The organism is Citrobacter freundii complex sp. CFNIH4, assembly GCF_002934505.1.
Lineage (GTDB): Bacteria > Pseudomonadota > Gammaproteobacteria > Enterobacterales > Enterobacteriaceae > Citrobacter > Citrobacter freundii.
This window is the reverse complement of the sequence record NZ_CP026231.1, coordinates 1,626,933-1,649,125: the sequence shown is the minus strand read 5'-3', so window position 1 is coordinate 1,649,125 and position 22,193 is coordinate 1,626,933. Positions and strand designations below refer to the sequence as shown.

At 50.6% G+C, this 22,193-nt stretch carries 22 protein-coding genes; 12 read left to right on the top strand and 10 right to left on the bottom strand.

Going from position 1 to position 22,193, the window contains the following annotated elements; all coding sequences use genetic code 11:
* The first annotated feature begins 9 nt into the window (after positions 1–9).
* A complete protein-coding gene (locus C2U41_RS08460) occupies positions 10–1,263 on the top strand; it encodes an MFS transporter (protein WP_103848911.1) in 1,254 nt (417 codons plus the stop codon).
* 30 nt (positions 1,264–1,293) lie between these two features.
* On the opposite strand, the gene C2U41_RS08455 is transcribed toward C2U41_RS08460, so the two are convergent.
* The 3 genes from C2U41_RS08455 to C2U41_RS08445 form a co-directional block, all read right to left on the bottom strand.
* A complete protein-coding gene (locus C2U41_RS08455; RefSeq protein WP_103848910.1) occupies positions 1,294–1,983 on the bottom strand; it encodes a CPBP family intramembrane glutamic endopeptidase in 690 nt (229 codons plus the stop codon).
* Between the two features lie 143 nt (positions 1,984–2,126).
* Positions 2,127–3,617 carry a sensor histidine kinase gene (locus tag C2U41_RS08450; RefSeq protein ID WP_103848909.1) on the bottom strand — a complete coding sequence of 497 codons (1,491 nt, stop codon included), beginning with the start codon at positions 3,615–3,617 and terminating at the stop codon, positions 2,127–2,129.
* On the bottom strand, positions 3,614–4,336 hold the full coding sequence (locus C2U41_RS08445; protein ID WP_103848908.1) for a response regulator transcription factor: 723 nt from the start codon (positions 4,334–4,336) through the stop codon (positions 3,614–3,616). Before C2U41_RS08445 ends, C2U41_RS08450 begins: the two co-directional genes overlap by 4 nt.
* A 189-nt stretch (positions 4,337–4,525) precedes the next feature.
* Between C2U41_RS08445 and msrP the strand changes: the two genes are divergently transcribed.
* The 5 genes from msrP (at position 4,526) to C2U41_RS08420 (ending at position 9,316) form a co-directional block, all read left to right on the top strand.
* On the top strand, positions 4,526–5,530 hold the full coding sequence (gene msrP / locus C2U41_RS08440; protein ID WP_071685534.1) for a protein-methionine-sulfoxide reductase catalytic subunit MsrP: 1,005 nt from the start codon (positions 4,526–4,528) through the stop codon (positions 5,528–5,530).
* The gene (msrQ, locus tag C2U41_RS08435; RefSeq protein ID WP_003843582.1) at positions 5,530–6,156 is read left to right on the top strand and encodes a protein-methionine-sulfoxide reductase heme-binding subunit MsrQ; all 627 of its coding nucleotides are present in this window, start codon (positions 5,530–5,532) and stop codon (positions 6,154–6,156) included. Before msrP ends, msrQ begins: the two co-directional genes overlap by 1 nt.
* Before the next feature lie 47 nt (positions 6,157–6,203).
* On the top strand, positions 6,204–7,691 hold the full coding sequence (locus C2U41_RS08430) for a carboxypeptidase M32 (RefSeq protein WP_103848907.1): 1,488 nt from the start codon (positions 6,204–6,206) through the stop codon (positions 7,689–7,691).
* Positions 7,692–7,828: 137 nt separating this feature from the next.
* Positions 7,829–8,224 (top strand): acid resistance repetitive basic protein Asr, encoded by a 396-nt coding sequence (asr, locus tag C2U41_RS08425; protein WP_003028934.1) that lies wholly within the window; start codon positions 7,829–7,831, stop codon positions 8,222–8,224.
* A 270-nt stretch (positions 8,225–8,494) separates the two neighbouring features.
* Positions 8,495–9,316, top strand: coding sequence for a trypsin-like serine peptidase (locus tag C2U41_RS08420; RefSeq protein WP_103848906.1), 822 nt, complete (start codon positions 8,495–8,497; stop codon positions 9,314–9,316).
* Between the two features lie 34 nt (positions 9,317–9,350).
* On the opposite strand, the gene mdtI is transcribed toward C2U41_RS08420, so the two are convergent.
* The 3 genes from mdtI to C2U41_RS30095 form a co-directional block, all read right to left on the bottom strand.
* The gene (mdtI, locus tag C2U41_RS08415) at positions 9,351–9,680 is read right to left on the bottom strand and encodes a multidrug/spermidine efflux SMR transporter subunit MdtI (RefSeq protein WP_003028939.1); all 330 of its coding nucleotides are present in this window, start codon (positions 9,678–9,680) and stop codon (positions 9,351–9,353) included.
* Entirely contained in the window at positions 9,667–10,032 is a 366-nt protein-coding gene (mdtJ, locus tag C2U41_RS08410) for a multidrug/spermidine efflux SMR transporter subunit MdtJ (RefSeq protein WP_161799268.1), read from the bottom strand. The genes mdtI and mdtJ overlap by 14 nt, the downstream gene beginning before the upstream one ends.
* A 107-nt stretch (positions 10,033–10,139) precedes the next feature.
* A complete protein-coding gene (locus C2U41_RS30095) occupies positions 10,140–10,310 on the bottom strand; it encodes a protein YdgV (RefSeq protein ID WP_085951052.1) in 171 nt (56 codons plus the stop codon).
* Positions 10,311–10,448: 138 nt separating this feature from the next.
* On the opposite strand from C2U41_RS30095, the gene C2U41_RS08400 reads away from it, so the two are divergent.
* On the top strand, positions 10,449–11,483 hold the full coding sequence (locus tag C2U41_RS08400) for an AI-2E family transporter (protein ID WP_103848905.1): 1,035 nt from the start codon (positions 10,449–10,451) through the stop codon (positions 11,481–11,483).
* Positions 11,484–11,529: 46 nt separating this feature from the next.
* Here C2U41_RS08400 and pntB read toward each other — a convergent pair whose 3' ends face one another.
* Positions 11,530–12,918 carry a Re/Si-specific NAD(P)(+) transhydrogenase subunit beta gene (gene pntB, locus C2U41_RS08395; protein ID WP_032935797.1) on the bottom strand — a complete coding sequence of 463 codons (1,389 nt, stop codon included), beginning with the start codon at positions 12,916–12,918 and terminating at the stop codon, positions 11,530–11,532.
* 10 nt (positions 12,919–12,928) lie between these two features.
* Positions 12,929–14,458: a Re/Si-specific NAD(P)(+) transhydrogenase subunit alpha gene (pntA, locus tag C2U41_RS08390; protein WP_003028945.1), complete on the bottom strand. Its 1,530-nt coding sequence runs from the start codon at positions 14,456–14,458 to the stop codon at positions 12,929–12,931.
* Between the two features lie 525 nt (positions 14,459–14,983).
* Between pntA and ydgH the strand changes: the two genes are divergently transcribed.
* From ydgH to folM, 3 genes are all read left to right on the top strand, one after another.
* Positions 14,984–15,928 carry a DUF1471 family protein YdgH gene (gene ydgH, locus C2U41_RS08385; protein ID WP_003028946.1) on the top strand — a complete coding sequence of 315 codons (945 nt, stop codon included), beginning with the start codon at positions 14,984–14,986 and terminating at the stop codon, positions 15,926–15,928.
* Positions 15,929–16,173: 245 nt separating this feature from the next.
* The gene (locus tag C2U41_RS08380) at positions 16,174–17,556 is read left to right on the top strand and encodes an amino acid permease (protein WP_003843569.1); all 1,383 of its coding nucleotides are present in this window, start codon (positions 16,174–16,176) and stop codon (positions 17,554–17,556) included.
* A 36-nt stretch (positions 17,557–17,592) separates the two neighbouring features.
* A complete protein-coding gene (gene folM, locus C2U41_RS08375; protein WP_103848904.1) occupies positions 17,593–18,315 on the top strand; it encodes a dihydromonapterin reductase in 723 nt (240 codons plus the stop codon).
* Here folM and C2U41_RS08370 read toward each other — a convergent pair.
* A complete protein-coding gene (locus C2U41_RS08370; RefSeq protein ID WP_103848903.1) occupies positions 18,312–18,647 on the bottom strand; it encodes a GlpM family protein in 336 nt (111 codons plus the stop codon). The two genes, folM and C2U41_RS08370, sit on opposite strands and share 4 nt — an antisense overlap.
* A gap of 118 nt (positions 18,648–18,765) precedes the next feature.
* On the opposite strand from C2U41_RS08370, the gene rstA reads away from it, so the two are divergent.
* On the top strand, positions 18,766–19,509 hold the full coding sequence (rstA, locus tag C2U41_RS08365) for a two-component system response regulator RstA (RefSeq protein ID WP_181013977.1): 744 nt from the start codon (positions 18,766–18,768) through the stop codon (positions 19,507–19,509).
* 246 nt (positions 19,510–19,755) lie between these two features.
* Complete coding sequence (locus C2U41_RS08360) at positions 19,756–21,096, top strand: L-cystine transporter (RefSeq protein WP_103848902.1); 1,341 nt, start codon at positions 19,756–19,758, stop codon at positions 21,094–21,096.
* 52 nt (positions 21,097–21,148) lie between these two features.
* Here the strand turns inward: C2U41_RS08360 and C2U41_RS08355 are convergent, their stop codons facing one another.
* A complete protein-coding gene (locus tag C2U41_RS08355; protein WP_032935803.1) occupies positions 21,149–22,177 on the bottom strand; it encodes a HoxN/HupN/NixA family nickel/cobalt transporter in 1,029 nt (342 codons plus the stop codon).
* Positions 22,178–22,193 lie beyond the last annotated feature (16 nt).

Genomic DNA, 22,193 nt, shown 5'->3' with positions numbered 1-22,193 from the left:
GGATTTCAAGTGAGCCGTACAACAACTGTCGATACCGCGCCAACAAGCGATGTTGATGAACAGATAGTTACCCCGCCGGATGGTTTTATCAAACGCGGAACATCCCCATTTATGCGTGTCACGCTGGCGCTGTTTTCCGCCGGACTGGCGACTTTTGCCCTCCTCTATTGCGTACAACCCATACTGCCTGTGCTTTCGCACGAGTTTGGAGTCTCTCCTGCCAGCAGTAGTATTTCGCTCTCCATTTCAACGGCGATGCTGGCGATAGGGTTACTGTTTACCGGTCCACTTTCAGATGCTATTGGCCGCAAGCCGGTGATGGTTACCGCACTGCTGCTCGCCTCTTGTTGTACGCTCCTTTCAACAATGATGACCAGCTGGCACGGTATTTTAATCATGCGGGCGCTGATAGGACTTTCACTGAGCGGGGTCGCGGCGGTAGGGATGACCTATCTGAGTGAAGAGATTCATCCTAGTTTCGTCGCCTTCTCAATGGGCTTGTATATCAGCGGTAACTCGATTGGCGGTATGAGTGGTCGCTTGATCAGCGGCGTGTTTACCGACTTTTTTAACTGGCGTATCGCGCTGGCGGCGATCGGCTGTTTTGCCCTTGCCTCTGCGCTGATGTTCTGGAAAATCCTGCCGGAATCTCGTCATTTCAGACCAACGTCGCTGCGCCCGAAAACGTTGTTTATCAACTTCCGCTTGCACTGGCGCGACAGAGGCTTGCCGCTGCTGTTTGCGGAAGGTTTTTTACTGATGGGATCGTTTGTCACGCTGTTTAATTACATCGGCTACCGCCTGATGCTCTCTCCGTGGGAGCTCAGCCAGGCGGTTGTCGGTCTGTTATCTGTGGCGTATCTGACCGGGACCTGGAGTTCGCCAAAAGCAGGTTCTATGACCACTCGTTATGGCCGTGGCACGGTAATGCTCTTTTCAACTGGCGTGATGCTGGTTGGACTGTTGATGACCCTGTTCACATCGCTATGGCTGATCTTCGCCGGGATGCTGCTCTTTTCAGCCGGTTTTTTTGCCGCGCACTCCGTAGCAAGCAGCTGGATTGGACCACGGGCAAAACGCGCTAAAGGCCAGGCTTCTTCCCTGTATCTGTTCAGCTATTATCTGGGATCCAGTATTGCCGGTACGCTCGGCGGCGTATTCTGGCACAGCTACGGCTGGAACGGCGTGGGCGGATTTATCGCCCTGATGCTGGTGCTGGCGTTGCTGTTCGGCGCACGTTTGCACCATCGTCTGCACGTATAATCCCCGATGCCCGGATTCCGGGCATCGCCTTTATGAATCAGGCAGTAACGTCTGGGCTCCCATTTGCAGAGCAATAACCGTCCCGTTCATCACTATATGCAGCATGATCGGCATCAACAGGCCGTTGCTTTTCAGTCTGGCGATGATCAAAACCTGCGACACAAGAAACAACATCAGCAACGTACGTAGATGCACATACTGCGTATGCATGATGGCAAAAATGACCGATACCACCACTGACGACAGCCAGGTTTTATTATTGAACCAGTACTGGAACGCGTTGAATAAACAGCCTCTGAAAACAATTTCTTCATAAACTGGCGCAATAAATATCAGAGTCAACGTAGATAACCACAATGCGTAACTACTTAAGGATATTTGGCTGGTCACCCACGCTTCAGTTTGTCTGAGACCCAAAATCAATGGCAGGATAAGCTGAATAAACAGCAGCGCCGCGAACAAAATGGTAAACCACCTGGCGTTGAAAATGCCTTTGCCCAGCCCCTCTCTTTTTCTGAAGAAGAAGTAATACAGCGGAACCAGCACAACAAATTCCAATGCAAACAACAGCGGGAAAAGTAGCCCTTTGGCAAGCAGGTCCTGACTCGCGGGGAAAAACAACGGGGTAAACGTGAGGCCAAACATCAGTAAAAACATTGAAAAGCAGCCAGCTACTGCTTTGGTCCTGGCGATATACAGGTTGTCGGCATCCTGTGACATACAATCTCCTTGCGCTCATCGAAGATAAGTTGATGAATTACCGATATATGATAAAAATTCTCATTATCACTGACAACCTACCAACTTTTACGCAATGCCCATTGGTACAATGCCAAAACCCTCTTTACTCCGGAACTTCACCGTCAACTACTCAGGGGAGAATCCGCCAGCGGCAACGAAAAACGGAAGCAGGCCCCTGCCGTTGAGCTAACCAGGCTGATATCCCCTCCATGCAGCTCGAGCATTCTACGCACGATTAGTAAGCCCAGGCCGCCGCGCTCAGCCCTCTGCTCACGGGGAACTAACGCGGTCGGGCGCTGAAACAATACTTTTCGCACAGCTTCTTCTACCCCAGGCCCGCTGTCCTGCACTTCGGCTAATAAACGGTCTGCATCACGCCAGACTTTTAGCCGCACTTCACCTCCGTCAGGCGTATGACGGATAGCGTTATCCAACAGATTCGTCACAACTCTTTCTATCATCGATAAATCGGCATTCACCAGCGGTAACGGCCCCATTACGTCAAGGTGCAACTGCAAATGACGCGTGGCAACAGGGAGATCAAATTTCTGTGCCACATCCTGGATCAATTCGCCAATAGCAAAACGTTCACGCTGCGGTTTTATACCGCCATGCTCCAGTCTTGCCAGCTCAAACAGCTGTTGTGACAGATGACGAACTTTATGTCCCTGGCGCAGCGCGATACTAAGATAATGCCGGTTTTCCTCCGGCGTCATCGTATCGGCTTTCAGCGACAGCATTTCCAGATACCCCAGCAATGAAGTCAGCGGCGTGCGTAAATCGTGCGAAATATTGGCTATAAACTCTCTGCGCTGACGATCGCTGTCCGCTAATAGATCCCACTGCTGCGCAATTTTCTGCGCTAACTCGATAAACGCATTGTTCAACAACGCAATTTCATTTGCCGGGGCCGGATCGGGATTTTTTTGCGCCAGCTGTTTGATGACGCTAATGCTGTCCTGTTCCAGTTTGACCACCTGCCCAGTCAACCTTTTCACTGGATTCGTCACCCATCGCCACACCAGAAAACCTGCAATTCCGCCGGCTAATAAAACCAGTATTAACGTCCAGGCCACGGTATTCCAGAGCGTTTTTTGCCAGGCGGTATTCGCCAACATATTCAGATCTTCGCCCTGCAGAATAATGTACAAATAGCCATGCAGCTCACCGTTATATAAAACCGGCGCGGCGCTGAATACCTTTTGCTGGCTGCTGCGCGGATCGTTGCCATATACGGGCAACGCATCTGAGTTAAGGAAATCCTGAATCGGCTGCACGCTAATTTTCTGCCGCTGGACATGCCCCGGCGGTGCGGCATCAGCGAGTATTTCACCTGATGGTGAAACCAGATACAGCTCCACGCTGGGGTTGAGCGTCATCAGGTGATTAAACAATCCTTTTAAGGTCTGCCGATTAACCTGCCCGCTGGCATCAATAAGCGACTCACTTTTGACAATCTTGCTCGCCAGCTCCAGCGAGAGCCTTTGCACCATCGCGTCGCCATATTGTTTGCTACTGCGAACCTGGACAGCACTGACGGCAACCGCACAAATCAGCATAATGGCGGTAAAGACCAGAGTCAGACGCTGGCTCAGCGACAGGCGATAAATCATGGCTGATGCTCCGCATTAACCGCAGCAAGCTTATAGCCTCGTCCCCAAACCGTGAGAATAATTTCCGGCTCCGCAGCATCCTTTTCAATTTTGGTCCGCAGACGATTAATATGACTGTTCACCGTATGCTCATACCCTTCATGCTGGTAGCCCCACACCTGATCTAACAGCGCCTGGCGCGAAAAGACCTCGCCTGGATGACGGGCGAAAAAATAGAGCAGATCGAGTTCTCGCGGTGTCAAATCGAGGGATTTACCATGCAGCCGAACTTCCCGGGCTAAAGGGTCAATCTCTACGCCATGAACGGTAATAATCCCCGCCTCCATACGCAGATTCTGACTCATCGCTTCCTGACGGCGAAACAACGCCTTCACCCGAGCCATCAACTCCAGCACCGAGAAAGGCTTGGCCAGATAATCATCGGCCCCCATTTCCAACCCCAATACACGGTGCGTTTCGCTGGTGCGGGCGCTGATAATAATGACGGGCAAATAAAAACTCATTTGGCGAATGCGACGACAAATCTCCAGCCCGTCGACACCTGGCAGCATCAAATCGAGGATAACGGCATCCCAAACGTGTTTCTCCAGTTGTTCAAGCGCTCGCGTGCCGTCCGCTTCATGAACTATCTCGTAACCCTCATCCTTCAGGCTAAGCTGCAAAAGTGAGGCAATATCGCTGTCATCTTCCACCAAAAATATCTTTTTCGCGCCTGCCATCAGTGTCATCCCCCTCTCGTCGTGCTGAAAGCTTACCTCAGGCAAGGGGCGGAAGTTATCACAAAATTTTTAACTTTTCGTGAGGATCCAGGGATACGCATACGCGCAGTATGTCGTTATAGACACACCAGGCATCAACAGGGAAACGTCGCTTTGTTTTCCTTAACATGAAAATAAAAAGGAAAAGTTATGCAGAAAAAACGTCCACTTCGGGAAGCTGATGTTACAGCCGAATCAGTTTTTTTTATGCAACGACGACAAATCCTCAAAGCACTTGGGATAGGCGCGGCGGCGGCCACGCTGTCTTCCCCTACACAGGCAAATTTGTTGGATTGGTTTAAAGGCAACGATCGTCCACCAGCACCCGCAGGCAAAACGCTCGAATTTACAAAACCCGGGCGCTGGCAAAACAGTCTGTCTCTGACGCCAGAAGACAAGGTGACGGGCTACAACAATTTCTATGAATTTGGTCTGGATAAAGCAGATCCTGCCGCCAATGCCGGTAGTCTGAAAACCGATCCCTGGACATTAACGATCAACGGTGAGGTCAACAAACCTTTAACCTTGGATCATGATGCGCTGACCACTCGCTTTCCGTTAGAAGAGCGTATTTACCGGATGCGTTGCGTTGAAGCATGGTCGATGGTTGTGCCGTGGGTCGGATTTCCTTTGCATAAATTATTGGCGCTGGTTGAGCCAACCAGTCACGCCAAATACGTCGCCTTTGAAACTCGCTACGCCCCTGATGAAATGCCCGGCCAGAAAGATCGCTTCATTGGCGGTGGGTTAAAATATCCCTATGTTGAAGGTCTGCGTTTGGATGAAGCCATGCATCCGCTAACACTGCTGACCGTAGGCGTATATGGCAAAGCATTGCCGCCGCAAAATGGGGCGCCGATACGCCTGACCGTACCCTGGAAGTACGGCTTCAAGGGCATTAAATCGATAGTCAGTATTACGCTGACGCGTGAGCAGCCGCCGACGACCTGGAATATGTCAGCACCGAATGAATACGGTTTTTACGCCAACGTAAATCCGCAGGTCGATCACCCTCGTTGGTCTCAGGCTACTGAACGGTTTATCGGTTCGGGTGGCATTCTTGATGTGCAGCGACAGCCCACGTTACCTTTTAATGGTTATGCCGATGAGGTGGCATCGTTATATCGGGGTATGGATCTTCGGGAGTATTTTTAGTGAGATTGACCGCAAAACAGATAACCGGCCTGAAAGTGCTGCTGCATCTCGCCGGTTTTTTACCCCTGCTATGGCTCTTTTGGGCCGCGCAGCATGGCGGGTTGGGTGCCGACCCGGGAAAAGATATCCAGCACTTTACGGGTATTACCGCGCTAAAGTTTTTGCTTGCTACTTTGCTGGTATCCCCGCTTGCACGCTACGCAAAGCAGCCTTTGTTGTTTCGTACCCGGCGGTTGTTAGGTTTATGGTGTTTTGCATGGGCCACACTGCATATGGCCAGCTATGCTCTGCTGGAACTGGGTATACAAAATCTGGGATTGTTGGGTCGTGAACTGGTTTCACGCCCATGGCTATCCCTGGGCATGACCGGTTGGATTATCTTATTCCTGTTGACGTTGACCTCCACGCAAGCCGCGCAGCGTAAAATGGGCAAACGCTGGCAAACATTGCACAACTACGTCTACCTGGCCGCCATTTTGCTACCGCTGCATTACATATGGTCGGTAAAAGTGTTGTCACCGCTCCCTATTATCTACGCCATCTGTTTTGTGGTTCTGTTGGCTTTTCGCTATAAAAAACTTTTACGAAAAACCAGGTATAAAGGTGTGTTTATGAAAAGTGAGTGAATCACGGTAAACTTCTTAACCACACCTAAACAGAACGAGAACAAAAAATGAGTAGCAATGATAATTACCATCAGCTCACCCGCACGTTCCAGCGGCTATCTCGCTTCTCCCACCTCTCGGCAATCGCCAGTTGGGACATGTTTACCATGATGCCGTCAGGAGGAAGCAAAGCCCGCGGCGAAGCGCTGGCCGAGCTGAGCGTGCTTGAACACCAACTGTTAACCGATCCGAAAGTGGCAATGTGGATCTCCGCAGCACAACAGGAAGACCTCAACGATGTAGAACAGGCGAACCTGCGCGAAATGTCGCGACTGCATCACCAGGCATCCTTGTTGCCGGAATCGTTGGTAGAAGCAAAATCACTTGCGGGAAGCCGCTGCGAGCATGCCTGGCGTAGCCAGCGACCGGCAAATGACTGGGAAGGATTTTCCGAAAACCTGAAAGAGGTTGTGAAGTATAGCCGCGAAGAAGCCCGACTGCGCGCAGAAGCTAAAGGCTGTTCGCCGTATGACGCGTTACTGGACATCTTTGAACCGGGAATGACCAGCGCGCAGTTGGATGACCTTTTCGCGGACGTTAAAACCTGGCTACCCGACCTGCTAAACAAGGTAGTGGCAAAGCAATCTCAACAGTCGCTCATCGCCCCGGTAGGCCCCTTCCCAACAGCTGTACAGCGAGAGTTGGGTCTTGAAACAATGGCACAGCTAGGTTTCGACTTTACCGCTGGTCGGCTGGATATCAGTGCACATCCCTTCTGTGGCGGCGTACCAGAAGATGTTCGCATTACCACCCGCTATGATGAAAACGAATTGCTCAGCGCACTGTTTGGCGTGATCCATGAAACCGGTCACGCCCGCTATGAGCAAAATCTTCCGCGTAACTGGTCAGGGCAACCTATCGCTCTGGCACGTTCCACCGCCATTCATGAGTCCCAGAGTCTGTTCTTTGAGATGCAACTGGGACGCAGTAAAGCCTTTCTGACACGGTTAATTCCTGCTGTAACGCGCTACTTTGGCGATCAGGCTGCATTTGAAGAAAGCAATTTCATCGCCTGGAACCAGCAGGTCAAACCCGGGTTTATCCGTGTTGATGCCGACGAGGTGAGCTATCCCGCTCACGTGATCCTGCGTTATGAAATCGAACGTGCGCTCATTAATGGCGATATTGAAGTAGATGATATCCCGGCATTGTGGAATGAGAAAATGCAGGCCTGGCTGGGGCTGTCAACGATCGGAAACTATCGTAACGGTTGTATGCAGGATATTCACTGGACCGACGGCGGCTTTGGCTACTTCCCTTCCTATACCTTGGGCGCTATGTATGCGGCGCAGTTGTTCAGTGCCGCTAACCGCGCATTACCTGATTTGAATCAGTCTATTGCGCAAGGTGAGTTTGGTCCCCTGTTTGACTGGTTACGTCAGAACATCTGGCAGCATGGCAGCCGTTTCACCACTGAACAGCTTATTACCCAGGCCACCGGAGAGCCGCTTAGCAGCCGTTATTTCCGCGCCCACCTGGAAGCCCGCTATTTGTAATCACATACCGTGAGTCATTGTACATATCGTTACACGCCGATACCAATGACTCACGGAAGCCCTGTGATTACAGCGATATAGTTATTTCAACGGCCCCGCAGTGGGGTTGAATGAAAAACCAAATCGAGGGTATGAGAATGAAAAAAGTATTAGCTCTGGTTGTTGCCGCTGCTATGGGTCTGTCTTCTGCTGCATTTGCTGCTGAAACAACTGCTACAACCGCTCCGGCTGCTGCAGCAACCACTAAAGCTGCGCCGGCAAAAACCACGCATCATAAAAAACAGCACAAAGCAGCGCCGCAGAAAGCACAGGCTGCCAAGAAACACGCTAAAAAATCCACCACAAAACCGGCTGTAGAACAGAAAGCACCAGAGCAGAAAGCTCAGGCTGCTAAAAAACACACCAAAAAAGCTGCAACCAAACCAGCTGCAGAACAAAAAGCGCCAGAGCAGAAAGCTCAGGCCGCTAAAAAACACACCAAAAAAGCAGTAAAACACGACACTGCTAAACCAGCAGCTCAACCTGCAGCATAACGCATTTGTAGTCACTATGGCGTCCCCCACGCCATAGCATACGGCGCTAGATCGACCTGATGTAGCGCCGCCTTTCGGAGGGTAAAATGGTGTCACATTACCGCTTTGAGTTAATTCTTATTACGTTGATAATTTGCGCCATCATCGCCATGCGTTTTTATCTTGCCTGAATGTAGTTATCTGATTTTACTCCCACTTTCACGTCGTCCCGTCTATAGTATTAACTGAGGGTTTGCTGTTAATAATCATAATTCCCCACCAGAGCGTGATATGCATAAAACCATTGCTGTATTACTGGGTTCACTTTGTTTACTTCCTGTCGTTGCGCATGCGGACCAGCCTGCAACGGACAGCGCCGAAGCAGAAAATATAAAAACGCTGTTTTTTGGTCATGACGATCGCATAAAGGTGACTGACCCTACACAATCGCCGTGGGACGCTATCGGGCAACTGGAAACTGCCAGCGGTAACCTGTGTACCGCCACGCTCATTTCGCCACATCTGGCCCTGACGGCCGGACACTGTTTACTCACCCCCCCGAAAGGTAAGCCGGACAAAGCCGTCGCATTGCGCTTCGTGTCTAAAAAGGGTCTCTGGCGTTATGAAATCCACGACATTGAAGGCCGGGTTGCGCCCTCACTTGCCAAACGTTTAAAAGCCGATGGTGATGGCTGGATAGTGCCGCCTACCGCAGCCCCGTGGGATTTTGGTCTGGTGGTGCTGCGTAATCCGCCGTCTGGCATCACACCGCTGCCACTGTTTGATGGCGACAAAGACGCGTTAACCGCGGCGCTAAAAACTGCAGAGCGTAAAGTCACGCAGTCGGGCTATCCGGAAGATCATCTGGACGACCTGTACACACATCAGGATTGTGTGGTGACCGGCTGGGCGCAGAATACCGTCTTGTCACACCAGTGCGACACGCTCCCGGGCGACAGCGGTTCGCCATTGATGTTGCAGACAGAGTCTGGCTGGCAGTTGATTGGTGTGCAAAGCTCCGCTCCAGCAGCCAAAGATCGCTGGCGGGCAGATAATCGCGCCATATCCGTGACCGGTTTTCGCGAGAAGCTGGAAGTGTTGGCGCAGGAATAACACATGCTGCCCGCATTAACGGGCAGCATGGATATCAGGCAAGTTTTATCATTATCATTCCGGCCAGTAGCAGTATCACGCCGATCCAGCCCTTATTATTCAGGCGCTGACCAAACAGCACCCAACCTGCCGCTAACGTCGCGGCAATACCGAATCCGCCCCACAGGGCATAAGCCACCGAAAGATCGATACCTTTTACCGCTTGCGACAGCGCGCTAAAGGCCGCTAATACGGCAGCTAACGACAGCACGCCATAAATCTTGCGGCGAAAACCATCGGAAAATTTCAAAAAGACGTTAGCGACGATTTCCAGCACGATAGCCATACCCAGCCAGGCACCGTGAACCCATTCAAACTGTTGCATGGGTCACCTCTTTGCCTGGTTTAACAGGCTTTCGGGTGCCGGATTTAATCAGCACAATGCCGACCACCAGTGAAGCCAGTCCTGCCACCTTCAATGTGGACAAGGTTTCGTCAAATAACAGAACGCTAAACAGCGTAATAAATAAAATACCGATCCCTTCCCACAGGGCATAGGCCACACCAAGGGCAATTTTTTTAACGGCAAAACTGAGAAAAATATACGATAAGGCGATCATTACCAGCATTAAAATAAAGCCCGAATTACCATGGCCGACGCTTGCCCATTTCATTGAAAGCGTACCAGTAATTTCAGCCGCGATGGCCAGACCTAATAATATCCAGTAAAACATGATGCTTCTCCTGCTTGAGAATATAGTCCTTTGGGCCTACTGCATGCAGTAAACCAAAAAATAAAATTAGTTAGCTCAGCGCACAGCGCCAGCTCAGGCAGAAGAAGGGACTAAAGCGCGTTGCGCCAGTGTTGCTCACCCGCAAGCAAGAAAGTGGAAGAGGTACGAAGAAGTGAAGGTAAACGCAAAAACATCCTGAACATATTGTCCATAATATTACAATTATCCGCAGTGTTGCTTCTCATCATCGCGGATGATAATTGTCCTCGGTAGTTAAACACAGATGATTTGTATCATAGCTTCAATACGAACTCAAAGTCTTTTCACTTCTTTACCTGCCCCATTTGATTTTTGTTATAACGGCTCGACGCAAATCACACTATTATTCAGATTCAAAAATCAAAAACGCAGGAATACACATGGCGAAACCGATCATCACGCTTAACGGTCTAAAAATAGTCATTATGCTGGGCATGCTGGTTATCATCCTGAGCGGCATTCGCTTTGCCGCAGATATCATCGTCCCCTTTATTCTGGCGTTATTTATAGCCGTTGTGCTGAACCCCGTGGTGCAGCGGATGGTCAAGCTTCGCATACCGCGCGTATTTGCGGTGTCATTGCTCATCGTTATTATTGTAATGCTAATGGTACTGCTGTTAGCGTATTTAGGCACATCCTTAAATGAGCTTGCGCGTACGCTACCGCAATATCGCTCTTCACTGGTTATTCCACTAAAAAATCTTGAACCATGGTTACAACGCGCAGGGATCGGCGTTTCCGTGGATGAGCTCGTCAAATATATCGATCCAAACGCGGCAATGACGCTGGTGACCAATTTGCTGGCGCAGCTTTCGAATGCTATGTCATCGATCTTTTTACTGCTACTGACGGTAGTTTTTATGCTGCTGGAAGTACCGCAACTGCCCAACAAACTAAAACAAATGATGAGTCGCCCCATTGAAGGTATGGCGGCGATTCAACGCGCCATCGACAGCGTATCTCACTATCTGGTGCTTAAAACGGCAATCAGCATTGTGACCGGGTTGGTCGCCTGGGGCATGCTTGCTGCATTGGATGTGCGCTTTGCCTTTGTCTGGGGATTACTGGCCTTCGCCCTGAACTACATCCCTAATATCGGTTCGGTATTGGCGGCCATTCCCACTATTGCTCAGGTGCTGGTATTTAGCGGCCTTTACGATGCGCTGGTGGTTCTGGCAGGCTATCTGGTCATCAACCTGGTATTCGGGAATATCCTCGAGCCGCGGATCATGGGGCGTGGACTTGGACTGTCTACGCTGGTGGTTTTTTTGTCGTTAATCTTCTGGGGCTGGCTGCTCGGCCCTGTTGGGATGCTGCTTTCTGTTCCGCTAACCATCATTGTGAAAATCGCGCTAGAGCAGACCAATGGCGGTCAAAGCATTGCGGTGTTACTGAGCGATCTCAACAAAGAGTAAAATGCAAAACGGCCTCCGCAGAGGCCGTCTTAGTTTTCACTGACGATTACAACGCTTTCAGAATCGCATCCACGCTGGCTTTGGCATCGCCAAACAGCATATGAGTGTTTTCTTTAAAGAACAGCGGGTTCTGCACACCAGCATAGCCCGTGTTCATCGAACGTTTGAACACGATGACGTTCTGCGCTTTCCATACTTCAAGCACCGGCATACCGGCGATCGGGCTGTTCGGGTCATCCTGCGCCGCCGGGTTTACCGTATCGTTGGCACCAATCACCAGCACGGTATCGGTATCGGCGAAATCATCGTTGATCTCGTCCATTTCCAGCACGATGTCATAAGGGACTTTGGCTTCCGCCAGCAGTACGTTCATATGACCGGGCAAACGCCCTGCTACTGGGTGAATACCGAAGCGCACTTTGATGCCGCGTGCGCGCAGTTTCTCAGTGATTTCCGCGACCGGATACTGTGCCTGAGCCACTGCCATGCCGTAGCCCGGGGTGATGATCACGGAGTGCGAGTTCTTCAGCATTTCTGCTGTGTCTTCCGCAGTAATCTCACGGTGCTCACCGACTTCTTCATCTGATCCAGTAGAAGAACCGTCAGAACCAAAGCCACCTGCAATAACGCTGAAAAATGAACGGTTCATCGCCTTACACATAATGTAAGACAGGATCGCACCAGAAGAACCGACCAGCGCACCGGTAACGATCAGCAGATCGTTGCTCAGCATAAAGCCCGCCGCCGCCGCAGCCCATCCTGAATAGGAGTTGAGCATTGAAACGACCACCGGCATATCCGCACCACCGATGGAGGCCACCAGATGCCAGCCAAAAGCCAGTGCAATTATGGTCATCACCAGCAGCGCCAGAACCTGCAGGCCCACGCTTTCGGTACGGACAAATACCACCAGCAGCAGGAAAGAAACAACCAGCGCCGCCAGATTCATTTTGTGACGATTCGGCAGCATCAGCGGTTTAGAGGAGATCTTGCCGCGCAGTTTGCCAAAGGCCACCACAGAACCGGTAAAGGTTACCGCACCGATGAAGATACCCAGGAACACTTCCGTCAGGTGAATGTTCACCAGAATCGGCTCCAGGCCCGTGTCGTGATACAGGTAGCTGTTGAAGCCCACCAGTACCGCTGCCAGACCAACGAAGCTGTGCAGAATTGCCACCAGCTCCGGCATCTCGGTCATCTCAACTTTTTTCGCCAGACGAATACCAATCGCGCCGCCGATGATCATCGCCACCAGGATCCACGCAACGTTGCCGGTATCCGGGCCAAAAATCGTGGCAATCAGCGCAATCGCCATCCCGGCGATACCGTAGTTGTTACCCTGCTGAGAGGTTTCGTGTTTCGAAAGCCCCGCCAGACTAAAAATAAACAGGATAGCGGCAACAATGTATGCAGCTGTAACTAATCCTCCAGACATATGTTACCCCTTAGTTTTTCCGGAACATTTTCAGCATGCGCTGAGTCACGGTGAAGCCACCGAAAATATTAATGCTGGCAATAAGCACCGCGATAAAGCTCAGGAAACTCACCCAGCCACCCTGGCCAATTTGCAATAACGCCCCAACCACGATAATCCCTGAGATGGCGTTAGTCACAGACATCAACGGAGTATGCAACGCATGTGACACATTCCAGACCACGTAGTAACCCACCACGCAGGAAAGCGCGAACACCGTAAAGTGACCAAGGAACTCTTTCGGCGCAACGTCAGCGAGCCAGCCAAACAAAATCACCACCAGCGCCATCAGCGCATATTTGCGCCACGGAGAGACAGGTTTTTTCTCTTCTTTTGGTGCAGGTGCGGCTTTTGGCGCAGCCTGCGGCTGAGCAGAAACCTGGATAGGTGGCGCAGGCCAGGTGATTTCACCCTCGCGAACCACCGTGACACCGCGAACAACCACGTCGTCAAAATCGACGGTGATATTGCCGTCTTTCTCTTTGCACAACAGTTTGAGTAGGTTGACGAGGTTGGTGCCGTAAAGCTGGGAAGATTGCGTTGGCAAACGGCCAGGCAGGTCGGTATAGCCGATAACCTTCACCCCGTTCTCGGTGGTTGTCACCTGATTAGGCACGGTATATTCGCAGTTACCGCCGTTTTGCGCGGCAAGATCGACAATTACGCTGCCCGCTTTCATCGAATCGACCATTTCACGGGTAATCAGTTTCGGGGCCGGTTTGCCCGGGATCAGCGCAGTGGTAACAATAATGTCGACGTCTTTCGCCTGTGCAGCGAAGAGTTCCATTTCGGCTTTGATGAACGCCTCGGACATCACTTTGGCATAGCCATCACCGCTGCCCGCTTCTTCTTTAAAGTCCAGTTCAAGGAACTCGGCGCCCATACTCTGCACTTGTTCCTTCACTTCCGGACGGGTATCAAAAGCACGCACGATAGCGCCCAGGCTGTTTGCCGCACCGATCGCCGCAAGACCTGCTACACCCGCACCAATCACCATGACCTTGGCAGGTGGAACCTTGCCTGCGGCGGTGATCTGGCCGGTGAAGAAGCGACCGAATTCATGTGCAGCTTCAACAATAGCGCGATACCCGGCGATGTTCGCCATTGAGCTCAAAGCATCCAGCGACTGTGCGCGCGAAATACGCGGCACGGAGTCCATCGCCATAACTGTCACGTTTCGCTCTGCAAGCTTTTGCAACAGTTCAGGGTTTTGCGCGGGCCAAAGAAAGCTCACCAGCGTCGTGCCCGGATTGAGTAACGGAATTTCCGCCTCCTCCGGCGCATTGACCTTCAGGATGATCTCTGACTGCCAGACTGCATTTCCATCAACAATTTCTGCGCCTGCTTGTACAAACGCCTTATCGTCAAAACTCGCCAGTTGACCTGCACCGCTTTCAACCGCGACGCTGAAACCTAACTTAAGCAGCTGCTCAACCGTCTTCGGCGTGGCTGCAACGCGGGTTTCATTGGTTAACCGTTCTCTTGGTATGCCAATTCGCATAATGTTCCCTTCCATCTGTAATTATGATGATGGTTTATCAATGTTCGCACGAGGCATGCGCGCACTCTCGAGAGAGGTCAGTGTTACCTCAATAAAATAAAACAGTAACAAACTCTGTATAACCTACTGAAAATGACGCCTGTGATCTAGCGCCAAAAAACAGTATTTATTATGAAATTCGCAAAATAGAGATGAATCGAACCTCAGACAGATAAAATGCCCTAAAAATAGCCCACAAAGGCTGATAATTCGCTTAAGCGAAGCGGCAAAACATGATTACGTACCTGCCAAAAACAATTAATTAACATTAAATTAACTTATGAAATTCAACTGCTTTATCAGTTTTGGTCACCAAACGCCGAATTTTTCGGCATATCACAAAATGTTATCGATGTTGTTAAGCCAGGTGGCACGATGAGTGAAAAATGACGCAGACACTGACGCAATTTAAATGCAATAATCAGCGACGTTTCTAGTCAATAACAATACCAGTACCTGGTTTGCGCAAGGCGAAGGATTATTTTTATGAAGCTTAAGAACACTCTCCTGGCGTCCGCACTTATTTCTGCGACTGCTTTTTCTGTCAATGCAGCGACAGAATTGACGCCGGAGCAAGCGGCTGCCCTGAAACCCTATGACCGCATTGTGGTCACCGGTCGTTTTAATGCTATCGGTGATGCAGTTGCTGCCGTATCACGCCGTGCAGATAAAGACGGTGCAGCCTCCTTTTATGTTGTTGATACTTCAGATTTTGGCAGCGGCGGTAACTGGCGCGTTGTTGCCGACGTCTATAAAGCTGACGCTGAAAAAGCGGAAGCGTCAAAAAACCGTATCATTAACGGCGTTATGGAATTGCCTAAAGATCAGGCCGTTCTGATTGAACCTTACGATACCGTTACGGTACAGGGTTTCTACCGTAGCCAGCCTGAAGTAAACGATGCAATCACCAAAGCTGCGAGAGAGAAAGGTGCATATTCCTTCTATATCGTGCGCCAGGTCGATGCCAACCAGGGCGGCAACCAGCGTATTACCGCATTCATCTACAAAGCTGATGCGAAAAAACGCGTCGTGCAAAGCCCTGATGCAATCCCAGCAGATTCTGATGCCGGACGCGCCGCATTAGCAGCAGGTGGCGAAGCCGCGAAGAAAGTTGAGATCCCAGGCGTTGCGACTACCGCTTCTCCGAGTGCTGAAGTCGGTCGCTTCTTCGAAACGCAATCCACCAAAGGCGGACGTTACACTGTCACGCTACCGGATGGAACCAAAGTTGAAGAACTGAACAAAGCGACCGCCGCCATGATGGTACCGTTCGACAGCATCAAGTTCACCGGTAACTACGGCAACATGACGGAAGTTTCTTATCAGGTAGCAAAACGCGCTGCGAAAAAAGGCGCGAAGTATTATCACATCACCCGCCAGTGGTCAGAACGTGGTAACAACGTGACGATCAGCGCCGATCTGTATAAGTAATACCCAATGTATTATCAGGTCTACAGTCCTTGTAGACCTGATAATTTCGCGCAGTTCTGCTCCCAGACAAAACAAAAACAGCAGTATTAAGACGACTTTTCACACTATTAGTCACAAATCTCTCTATCCCCATTGCATGCGTTCTCTTCTCTCCGTAAAATCCCGCGCCTTAGTGGCTTTCACCATTTTTATGCGGTTTGCCAAAATAATTATTCTCTCACTCTCGTTTTTGTAACTGGATACAAATGGAAAAGAAATTGGGTCTGAGCGCACTGACCGCGCTGGTTTTAAGCTCAATGCTCGGCGCTGGCGTTTTCAGCCTGCCACAAAACATGGCGGCAGTAGCCAGCCCGGCTGCATTACTGATTGGTTGGGCGATTACCGGTGCGGGTATTCTTTTGCTCGCCTTTGCCATGCTGATCCTGACGCGTATCCGTCCTGAACTGGATGGCGGTATTTTTACCTATGCGCGTGAAGGTTTTGGCGAGCTGATTGGCTTCTGCTCCGCGTGGGGATACTGGCTGTGTGCCGTTATCGCTAACGTTTCGTATCTGGTCATTGTCTTCTCTGCACTCAGCTTCTTTACCGACACGCCTGAGTTACGTCTGTTTGGCGACGGTAATACCTGGCAGTCGATTGTGGGCGCATCGATGCTGCTGTGGATCGTACACTTCCTTGTGCTGCGCGGTGTGCAAACGGCAGCCAGTATTAACCTGGTCGCGACGCTGGCGAAATTACTGCCGCTGGGTCTGTTTATCGTGCTGGCATTCATGCTGTTTAAGCTCGACACCTTTACTCTCGATTTTACCGGCGTAGCATTGGGCGTTCCCGTCTGGGAGCAGGTCAAAAACACCATGCTCATCACCTTGTGGGTATTCATCGGTGTGGAAGGCGCGGTGGTGGTTTCTGCCCGTGCCAGAAACAAACGCGATGTCGGACGCGCCACGCTGCTGGCGGTACTTGCCGCGCTGGGCGTTTACCTGCTGGTCACCCTGTTATCTCTGGGCGTTGTCGCACGTCCCGAACTGGCGGAGATCCGTAACCCGTCAATGGCCGGTCTGATGGTTAAAATGATGGGACCATGGGGCGAAATTATTATTGCCGCAGGTCTGATTGTTTCCGTGTGCGGCGCCTATCTAAGCTGGACGATTATGGCGGCGGAAGTGCCGTTCCTCGCCTCCACGCACAAAGCGTTTCCGCGCATTTTTGCGCGACAGAACGCGCAAGGCGCGCCATCGGCGTCGCTATGGCTGACCAACATCTGCGTACAGCTCTGCCTGGTGCTGATCTGGCTTACTGGTTCCGACTACAATACGTTATTGACTATCGCCTCAGAGATGATTCTGGTGCCCTATTTGCTGGTCGGCGCATTTCTGTTAAAAATTGCAACCCGTCCGATTCATAAAGCTGTCGGTATCGGGGCGAGTATTTATGGCATATGGTTATTGTATGCGTCAGGTCCGATGCACCTGCTGCTGTCCGTAGTGCTGTATGCGCCAGGACTGCTGGTTTTCCTTTATGCCCGTAAAACGCACGCGCATGAAAACGTATTAAAACGCCAGGAGATGGCGCTGATCGGCCTGCTGCTTGTTGCTGCTGTGCCGGCTACCTGGATGCTGATGGGGTAACGTTATACCCATCGTTCGCGACATATGGAGATTACGATGGGTAAAAAAAACCCTTTGCCAATTCTTATCACCGGAGGTGGTCGTCGTATCGGCCTCGCCGTCGCATGGCACTTTCTGAACCAAAAACAGCCAGTTATCGTCAGCTACCGTACGCACTATCCTGCCATTGACGGCCTGCGAGAAGCGGGCGCAATTTGTATTCCTGCTGACTTTTCCACGGATGAAGGTGTGCTGGCCTTTGCTGATGAGGTCAAAGCTCAGACGGATGGCTTGCGCGCCATTGTGCATAATGCCAGTGCCTGGCTTGCAGAAAAGCCTGGTACACCGCTGACCGATGTGCTGTCAGCCATGATGCAGATTCATGTCAATACGCCCTACCTGCTCAACCATGCACTGGAAGGATTGCTACGCGGTCATGGACACGCGGCCAGCGATATAATCCATTTTACTGATTATGTTGTGGACCGCGGCAGCGACAAGCACATTGCTTATGCTGCCAGCAAAGCGGCGCTGGATAATATGACCCGCTCGTTCGCGCGCAAACTGGCACCGGAAGTGAAAGTGAACGCGATTGCCCCTTCACTTATCCTGTTTAACGAGGGTGATGATGCAGAGTATCGCCAGCAGGCACTGAACAAATCACTGATGAAAACCGCACCAGGTGAAAAAGAGGTCATTGATTTAATTGACTATCTGTTAACCAGCTGTTTTGTCACCGGACGTAGTTTTGCCCTTGATGGCGGTCGTCATCTGCGTTAGTGCAGTTTGATCCAACAAAAGATCAGCAACCACGCGCTCAGGCCCCAGCACACCACTGATCCGCCGAGCGCAACGGGTAAGCGCATAAATCCGGTGAAATACCACATTGAAACGAGGTAGACAAAATAGGGAATAATCGACCACATGCTGAATATGATGGTTGTACGTAACGCCTCGACCCCACGCTCACTGGCCACGATATAGTGGGCAATCAACGCAAACGTCGGGAACAACGGAATTAATCCGGCAATATAGTAATTCTTTGTTTTCGCCAGCAAGCCAATCAACACCACCACCAGCGCACCGAGCGCCGCTTTTATAACGAGTCCCATCACTCTGCCTTAACACATCAATAACATCAGCCCCTAGCATAACGGAAGCGTTCTTGTTTAGAAAAGATTAATGGAAGGAAAAATCAGGGCGGTGTATGTTGGCGTTTTATATTCAAAAATTAATGATATGAACACCATCGTATTTGTTGAAGATGATCCTGAAGTTGGCTCACTGATTGCAGCCTATTTGGCCCGGCATGATATTGAGGTTATCCTTGAACCTCGTGGTGATTTGGCCGAGGAGAAAATCCTGCACGTTCAACCCGATCTGGTGTTATTAGATATCATGCTGCCGGGCAAAGACGGGATGACTATCTGCCGAGATTTACGCGGACGCTGGCAAGGCCCGATTGTCCTGCTCACCTCGCTGGATAGCGACATGAACCATATCCTGGCACTGGAAATGGGCGCCTGTGACTATATTCTGAAAACCACGCCGCCAGCGGTGCTGCTGGCTCGCCTGCGTCTGCACCTGCGTCAGAATGAGCACTCAACCCAGTCTAAAGGCATTCAATCGGCGACCATCACACCGCACACAACGCTGCGCTTCGGCACACTCACTATCGACCCAACCAACCGCTCCGTGCTGCTCGGCGGCGAGCAAGTTTCTCTTTCCACCGCTGATTTTGAATTACTGTGGGAGTTGACAACCCATGCCGGGCAGATTATGGACCGCGATGCGTTACTTAAGAACCTACGTGGCGTAAGCTATGACGGCATGGATCGCAGCGTAGATGTCGCGATTTCCCGGTTACGCAAAAAACTGCTCGATAATGCGACTGAACCTTATCGAATCAAAACAGTGCGCAACAAAGGTTATCTCTTTGCACCTCACGCCTGGGACGACGAGCCACAGAAGTAATGCCATCGGGCCGATCTCATTGATCGGCTGGATTATTCACAATACGTTACACTGTCACTTAAAATCGTCTACAGAACAGGCATACAAACACCATCCGACGCCGTTCCACACTTTTTGTGTGGCTGTTACCCTCCCCCCTCCCTAAAATCCGTCGCGGTCCTGAACCCTTATGGTTCATCATTTTTTTTCGCACTAACAAAACTCTTTCCGGCATTTCAGGTGCTGAATGAGGCAAGAGGCTACAATATGTTCGTTTCGCTCGCGTATATCGCGTTCTTTTTGGTTTGTTCATGGGCAATTTTCAGAATCAACCAAAAAAGTCACTCTCTTTCAAAAAGCGTCTTCATCGCTATTTTTACGGGTGCCGTTATCGGTTTATCCCTGCATCTCATTGCTGCTGACGAAAGAAAAACAGTTATCGACTGGTACAATGTTATCGGCAACGGCTATGTGAATTTACTGAAGCTGGTTGCGGTACCGCTGATTTTCATCTCTATTCTCTCAGCCATTAATAAGCTCGAAAACAGCGCTGGCATTGGGAAAATGTCGTTAACCATCGTCGGATGCATGCTCTGTCTGGTAATGGTTGCCGGTTTTATTGGGCTGTTGACTGCGCATGTATTAGGCCTGGACGCCAGTGCGTTTGTTCATATGCAGTCCACGCTGACGGCAGACGATGTAAATAAAACAGCCGCCATTTCACTGCCTAAACTGGTTACATCTCTGATCCCCACGAATATCTTCCTCGATCTAACAGGGGCAAGAAGCGTTTCCGTCATTGGCATTGTTATCTTCACCCTACTTGCCGGCGTGGCATTATTAAAGGTCAAACAGGACGCCCCGCAAGAAGGTGAAAAATTAAGTGCTGGCATTAACGCTATCCAGATTTGGGTGATGAAAATGGTGCGTATCGTTATTGCTCTCACCCCTTATGGTGTGATGGCATTAATGGCTGGCGTATTTTCCGCGTATCGATTTGAACAATTTGCCAGTCTGTTAGGCTTTATTGCTGCCTGTTACCTTGCGATTCTGATGATGTTTATCGTCCACGCACTGATACTGCTTCTGAGCGGTAATAATCCCGTTCACTATTTTAAAACTGTCTGGCCAGTTTTAACCTTTGCGTTTGTTTCACGCAGCAGTGCAGCATCTATTCCACTAGCTATTTCCGCACAAGAAAAATTTGGCGTGCAAAACACCATTGCCAATATTGCGGCTTCATTCGGCTCCAGCATGGGTCAAAATGGCTGTGCCGGGATCTATCCGGCTATTATGGTGGCGATGATTGCTCCAACAATTGGGATTGATCCGCTATCAGTACATTTTTTGCTCGCCATGCTACCTGCGATTGCGCTGGGTTCTATTGGGGTGGCGGGTGTAGGCGGTGGCGGAACATTTGCTGCGCTGATCGTCCTTTCAACACTGAACTTCCCGGTCGCGCTGGTGGGGATTTTCATTGCTATCGAGCCTGTCGTCGATATGGCCAGAACGGCATTAAACGTGAACGGTTCGATGATGTCTGGCGTGCTGGCTAACAGGCTCCTGAAAAAGAGTGCTGAAAAACCACAACCCGTGAACGCGAATTAGTCAGTCCTAAAAAGATCAAAGCCTTCCTGTTGCTGGAAGGCTTTCTTTTGTGTCAACTAAACGTCAGCCCGTCGTATTTTTTCCAACGGTAATTTACGGCAGAGATAATCCAGCAGCCGATAAAGACGCCAATAATCGCAAAACCGACATTCCCCATATGGTCACTTAAATTGCTGACGGTATCCCACAAACCACCCTGGAGCGAAAACGCGTCAGAGAGAAGCCCCAGCGCCTCCAGTCCGCCAATAAATAGCGCTACAATCACGGAAGTCCCGGTAATGGTCATATTGTAATAGAGCTTGCGTTGCGGCTTATTGAACGCCCATCCGTAGGCCTCAACCATCAGAATACTGTCGAGACAATCAATTAACGCCATACCGCAGGTAAACAGCGCCGGGAACACGAGAATTGACCAAACCGACATGCCACTGGACGCGCTTGAAGCAGAAATTCCCAGCAAAGAAATTTCAGTGGCGGTATCAAAACCCAGACCAAAAAGAAAACCGACAAAATACATATGCCAGTCTTTGCCTACCAACCGAAACGCTGAGCGGAAAAGCCAGTTCAGAGGACCTGAAACTGTAATATCTTCCGTGGTGCCATCGTAAGTACCGGTGCGTTTAAGATGGCGGAATGCCTTCCAGACCTGGCAGAAAATAATGAGATTAATGGTAGCCAGAATCAGCAAAAACGCGGCAGAAACCGAAGTTCCTATCAGACCGCCGACATTCTGAAACCATGCCATATGTTGCTTAAACACGCTGGTGGTCAGTGCAATGCCAATGCTTGCCAGTACCACAATGGTGGAGTGCCCCAAAGAAAACCAGGCTCCCGTCGTCAGGGCGCGTTTTTTCTGCTGCATGAGTTTACGTGTAGCGCTGTCTATCGCGGCGATATGATCGGCATCGACAGCATGGCGCAAACCGTAGCACCACGCAATCAGACTCAGTGCAAGCAATGACGTGTTGTTACTAAACGCGGTGAAAGCCCACAGCCACGCCACGATGTTTGCCCCGATGAGTAAGACCATCAACAAAAGAATATTCGGGCGTTTTTTAAATAATGAAAACAATGCGTTCATTGTTTCCCGCCAATTA

Bases quoted from the DNA above. Each gene is read 5' to 3' on its own strand.
- C2U41_RS08455 (WP_103848910.1), bottom strand. From the start codon at position 1,983: ATGTCACAGGATGCCGACAACCTGTATATCGCCAGGACCAAAGCAGTA.
- C2U41_RS08450 (WP_103848909.1), bottom strand. From the start codon at position 3,617: ATGATTTATCGCCTGTCGCTGAGCCAGCGTCTGACTCTGGTCTTTACC.
- C2U41_RS08445 (WP_103848908.1), bottom strand. From the start codon at position 4,336: ATGGCAGGCGCGAAAAAGATATTTTTGGTGGAAGATGACAGCGATATT.
- msrP (WP_071685534.1), top strand. From the start codon at position 4,526: ATGCAGAAAAAACGTCCACTTCGGGAAGCTGATGTTACAGCCGAATCA.
- C2U41_RS08430 (WP_103848907.1), top strand. From the start codon at position 6,204: ATGAGTAGCAATGATAATTACCATCAGCTCACCCGCACGTTCCAGCGG.
- asr (WP_003028934.1), top strand. From the start codon at position 7,829: ATGAAAAAAGTATTAGCTCTGGTTGTTGCCGCTGCTATGGGTCTGTCT.
- C2U41_RS08420 (WP_103848906.1), top strand. From the start codon at position 8,495: ATGCATAAAACCATTGCTGTATTACTGGGTTCACTTTGTTTACTTCCT.
- mdtI (WP_003028939.1), bottom strand. From the start codon at position 9,680: ATGCAACAGTTTGAATGGGTTCACGGTGCCTGGCTGGGTATGGCTATC.
- C2U41_RS08400 (WP_103848905.1), top strand. From the start codon at position 10,449: ATGGCGAAACCGATCATCACGCTTAACGGTCTAAAAATAGTCATTATG.
- pntB (WP_032935797.1), bottom strand. From the start codon at position 12,918: ATGTCTGGAGGATTAGTTACAGCTGCATACATTGTTGCCGCTATCCTG.
- pntA (WP_003028945.1), bottom strand. From the start codon at position 14,458: ATGCGAATTGGCATACCAAGAGAACGGTTAACCAATGAAACCCGCGTT.
- ydgH (WP_003028946.1), top strand. From the start codon at position 14,984: ATGAAGCTTAAGAACACTCTCCTGGCGTCCGCACTTATTTCTGCGACT.
- C2U41_RS08380 (WP_003843569.1), top strand. From the start codon at position 16,174: ATGGAAAAGAAATTGGGTCTGAGCGCACTGACCGCGCTGGTTTTAAGC.
- folM (WP_103848904.1), top strand. From the start codon at position 17,593: ATGGGTAAAAAAAACCCTTTGCCAATTCTTATCACCGGAGGTGGTCGT.
- C2U41_RS08370 (WP_103848903.1), bottom strand. From the start codon at position 18,647: ATGGGACTCGTTATAAAAGCGGCGCTCGGTGCGCTGGTGGTGGTGTTG.
- C2U41_RS08360 (WP_103848902.1), top strand. From the start codon at position 19,756: ATGTTCGTTTCGCTCGCGTATATCGCGTTCTTTTTGGTTTGTTCATGG.
- C2U41_RS08355 (WP_032935803.1), bottom strand. From the start codon at position 22,177: ATGAACGCATTGTTTTCATTATTTAAAAAACGCCCGAATATTCTTTTG.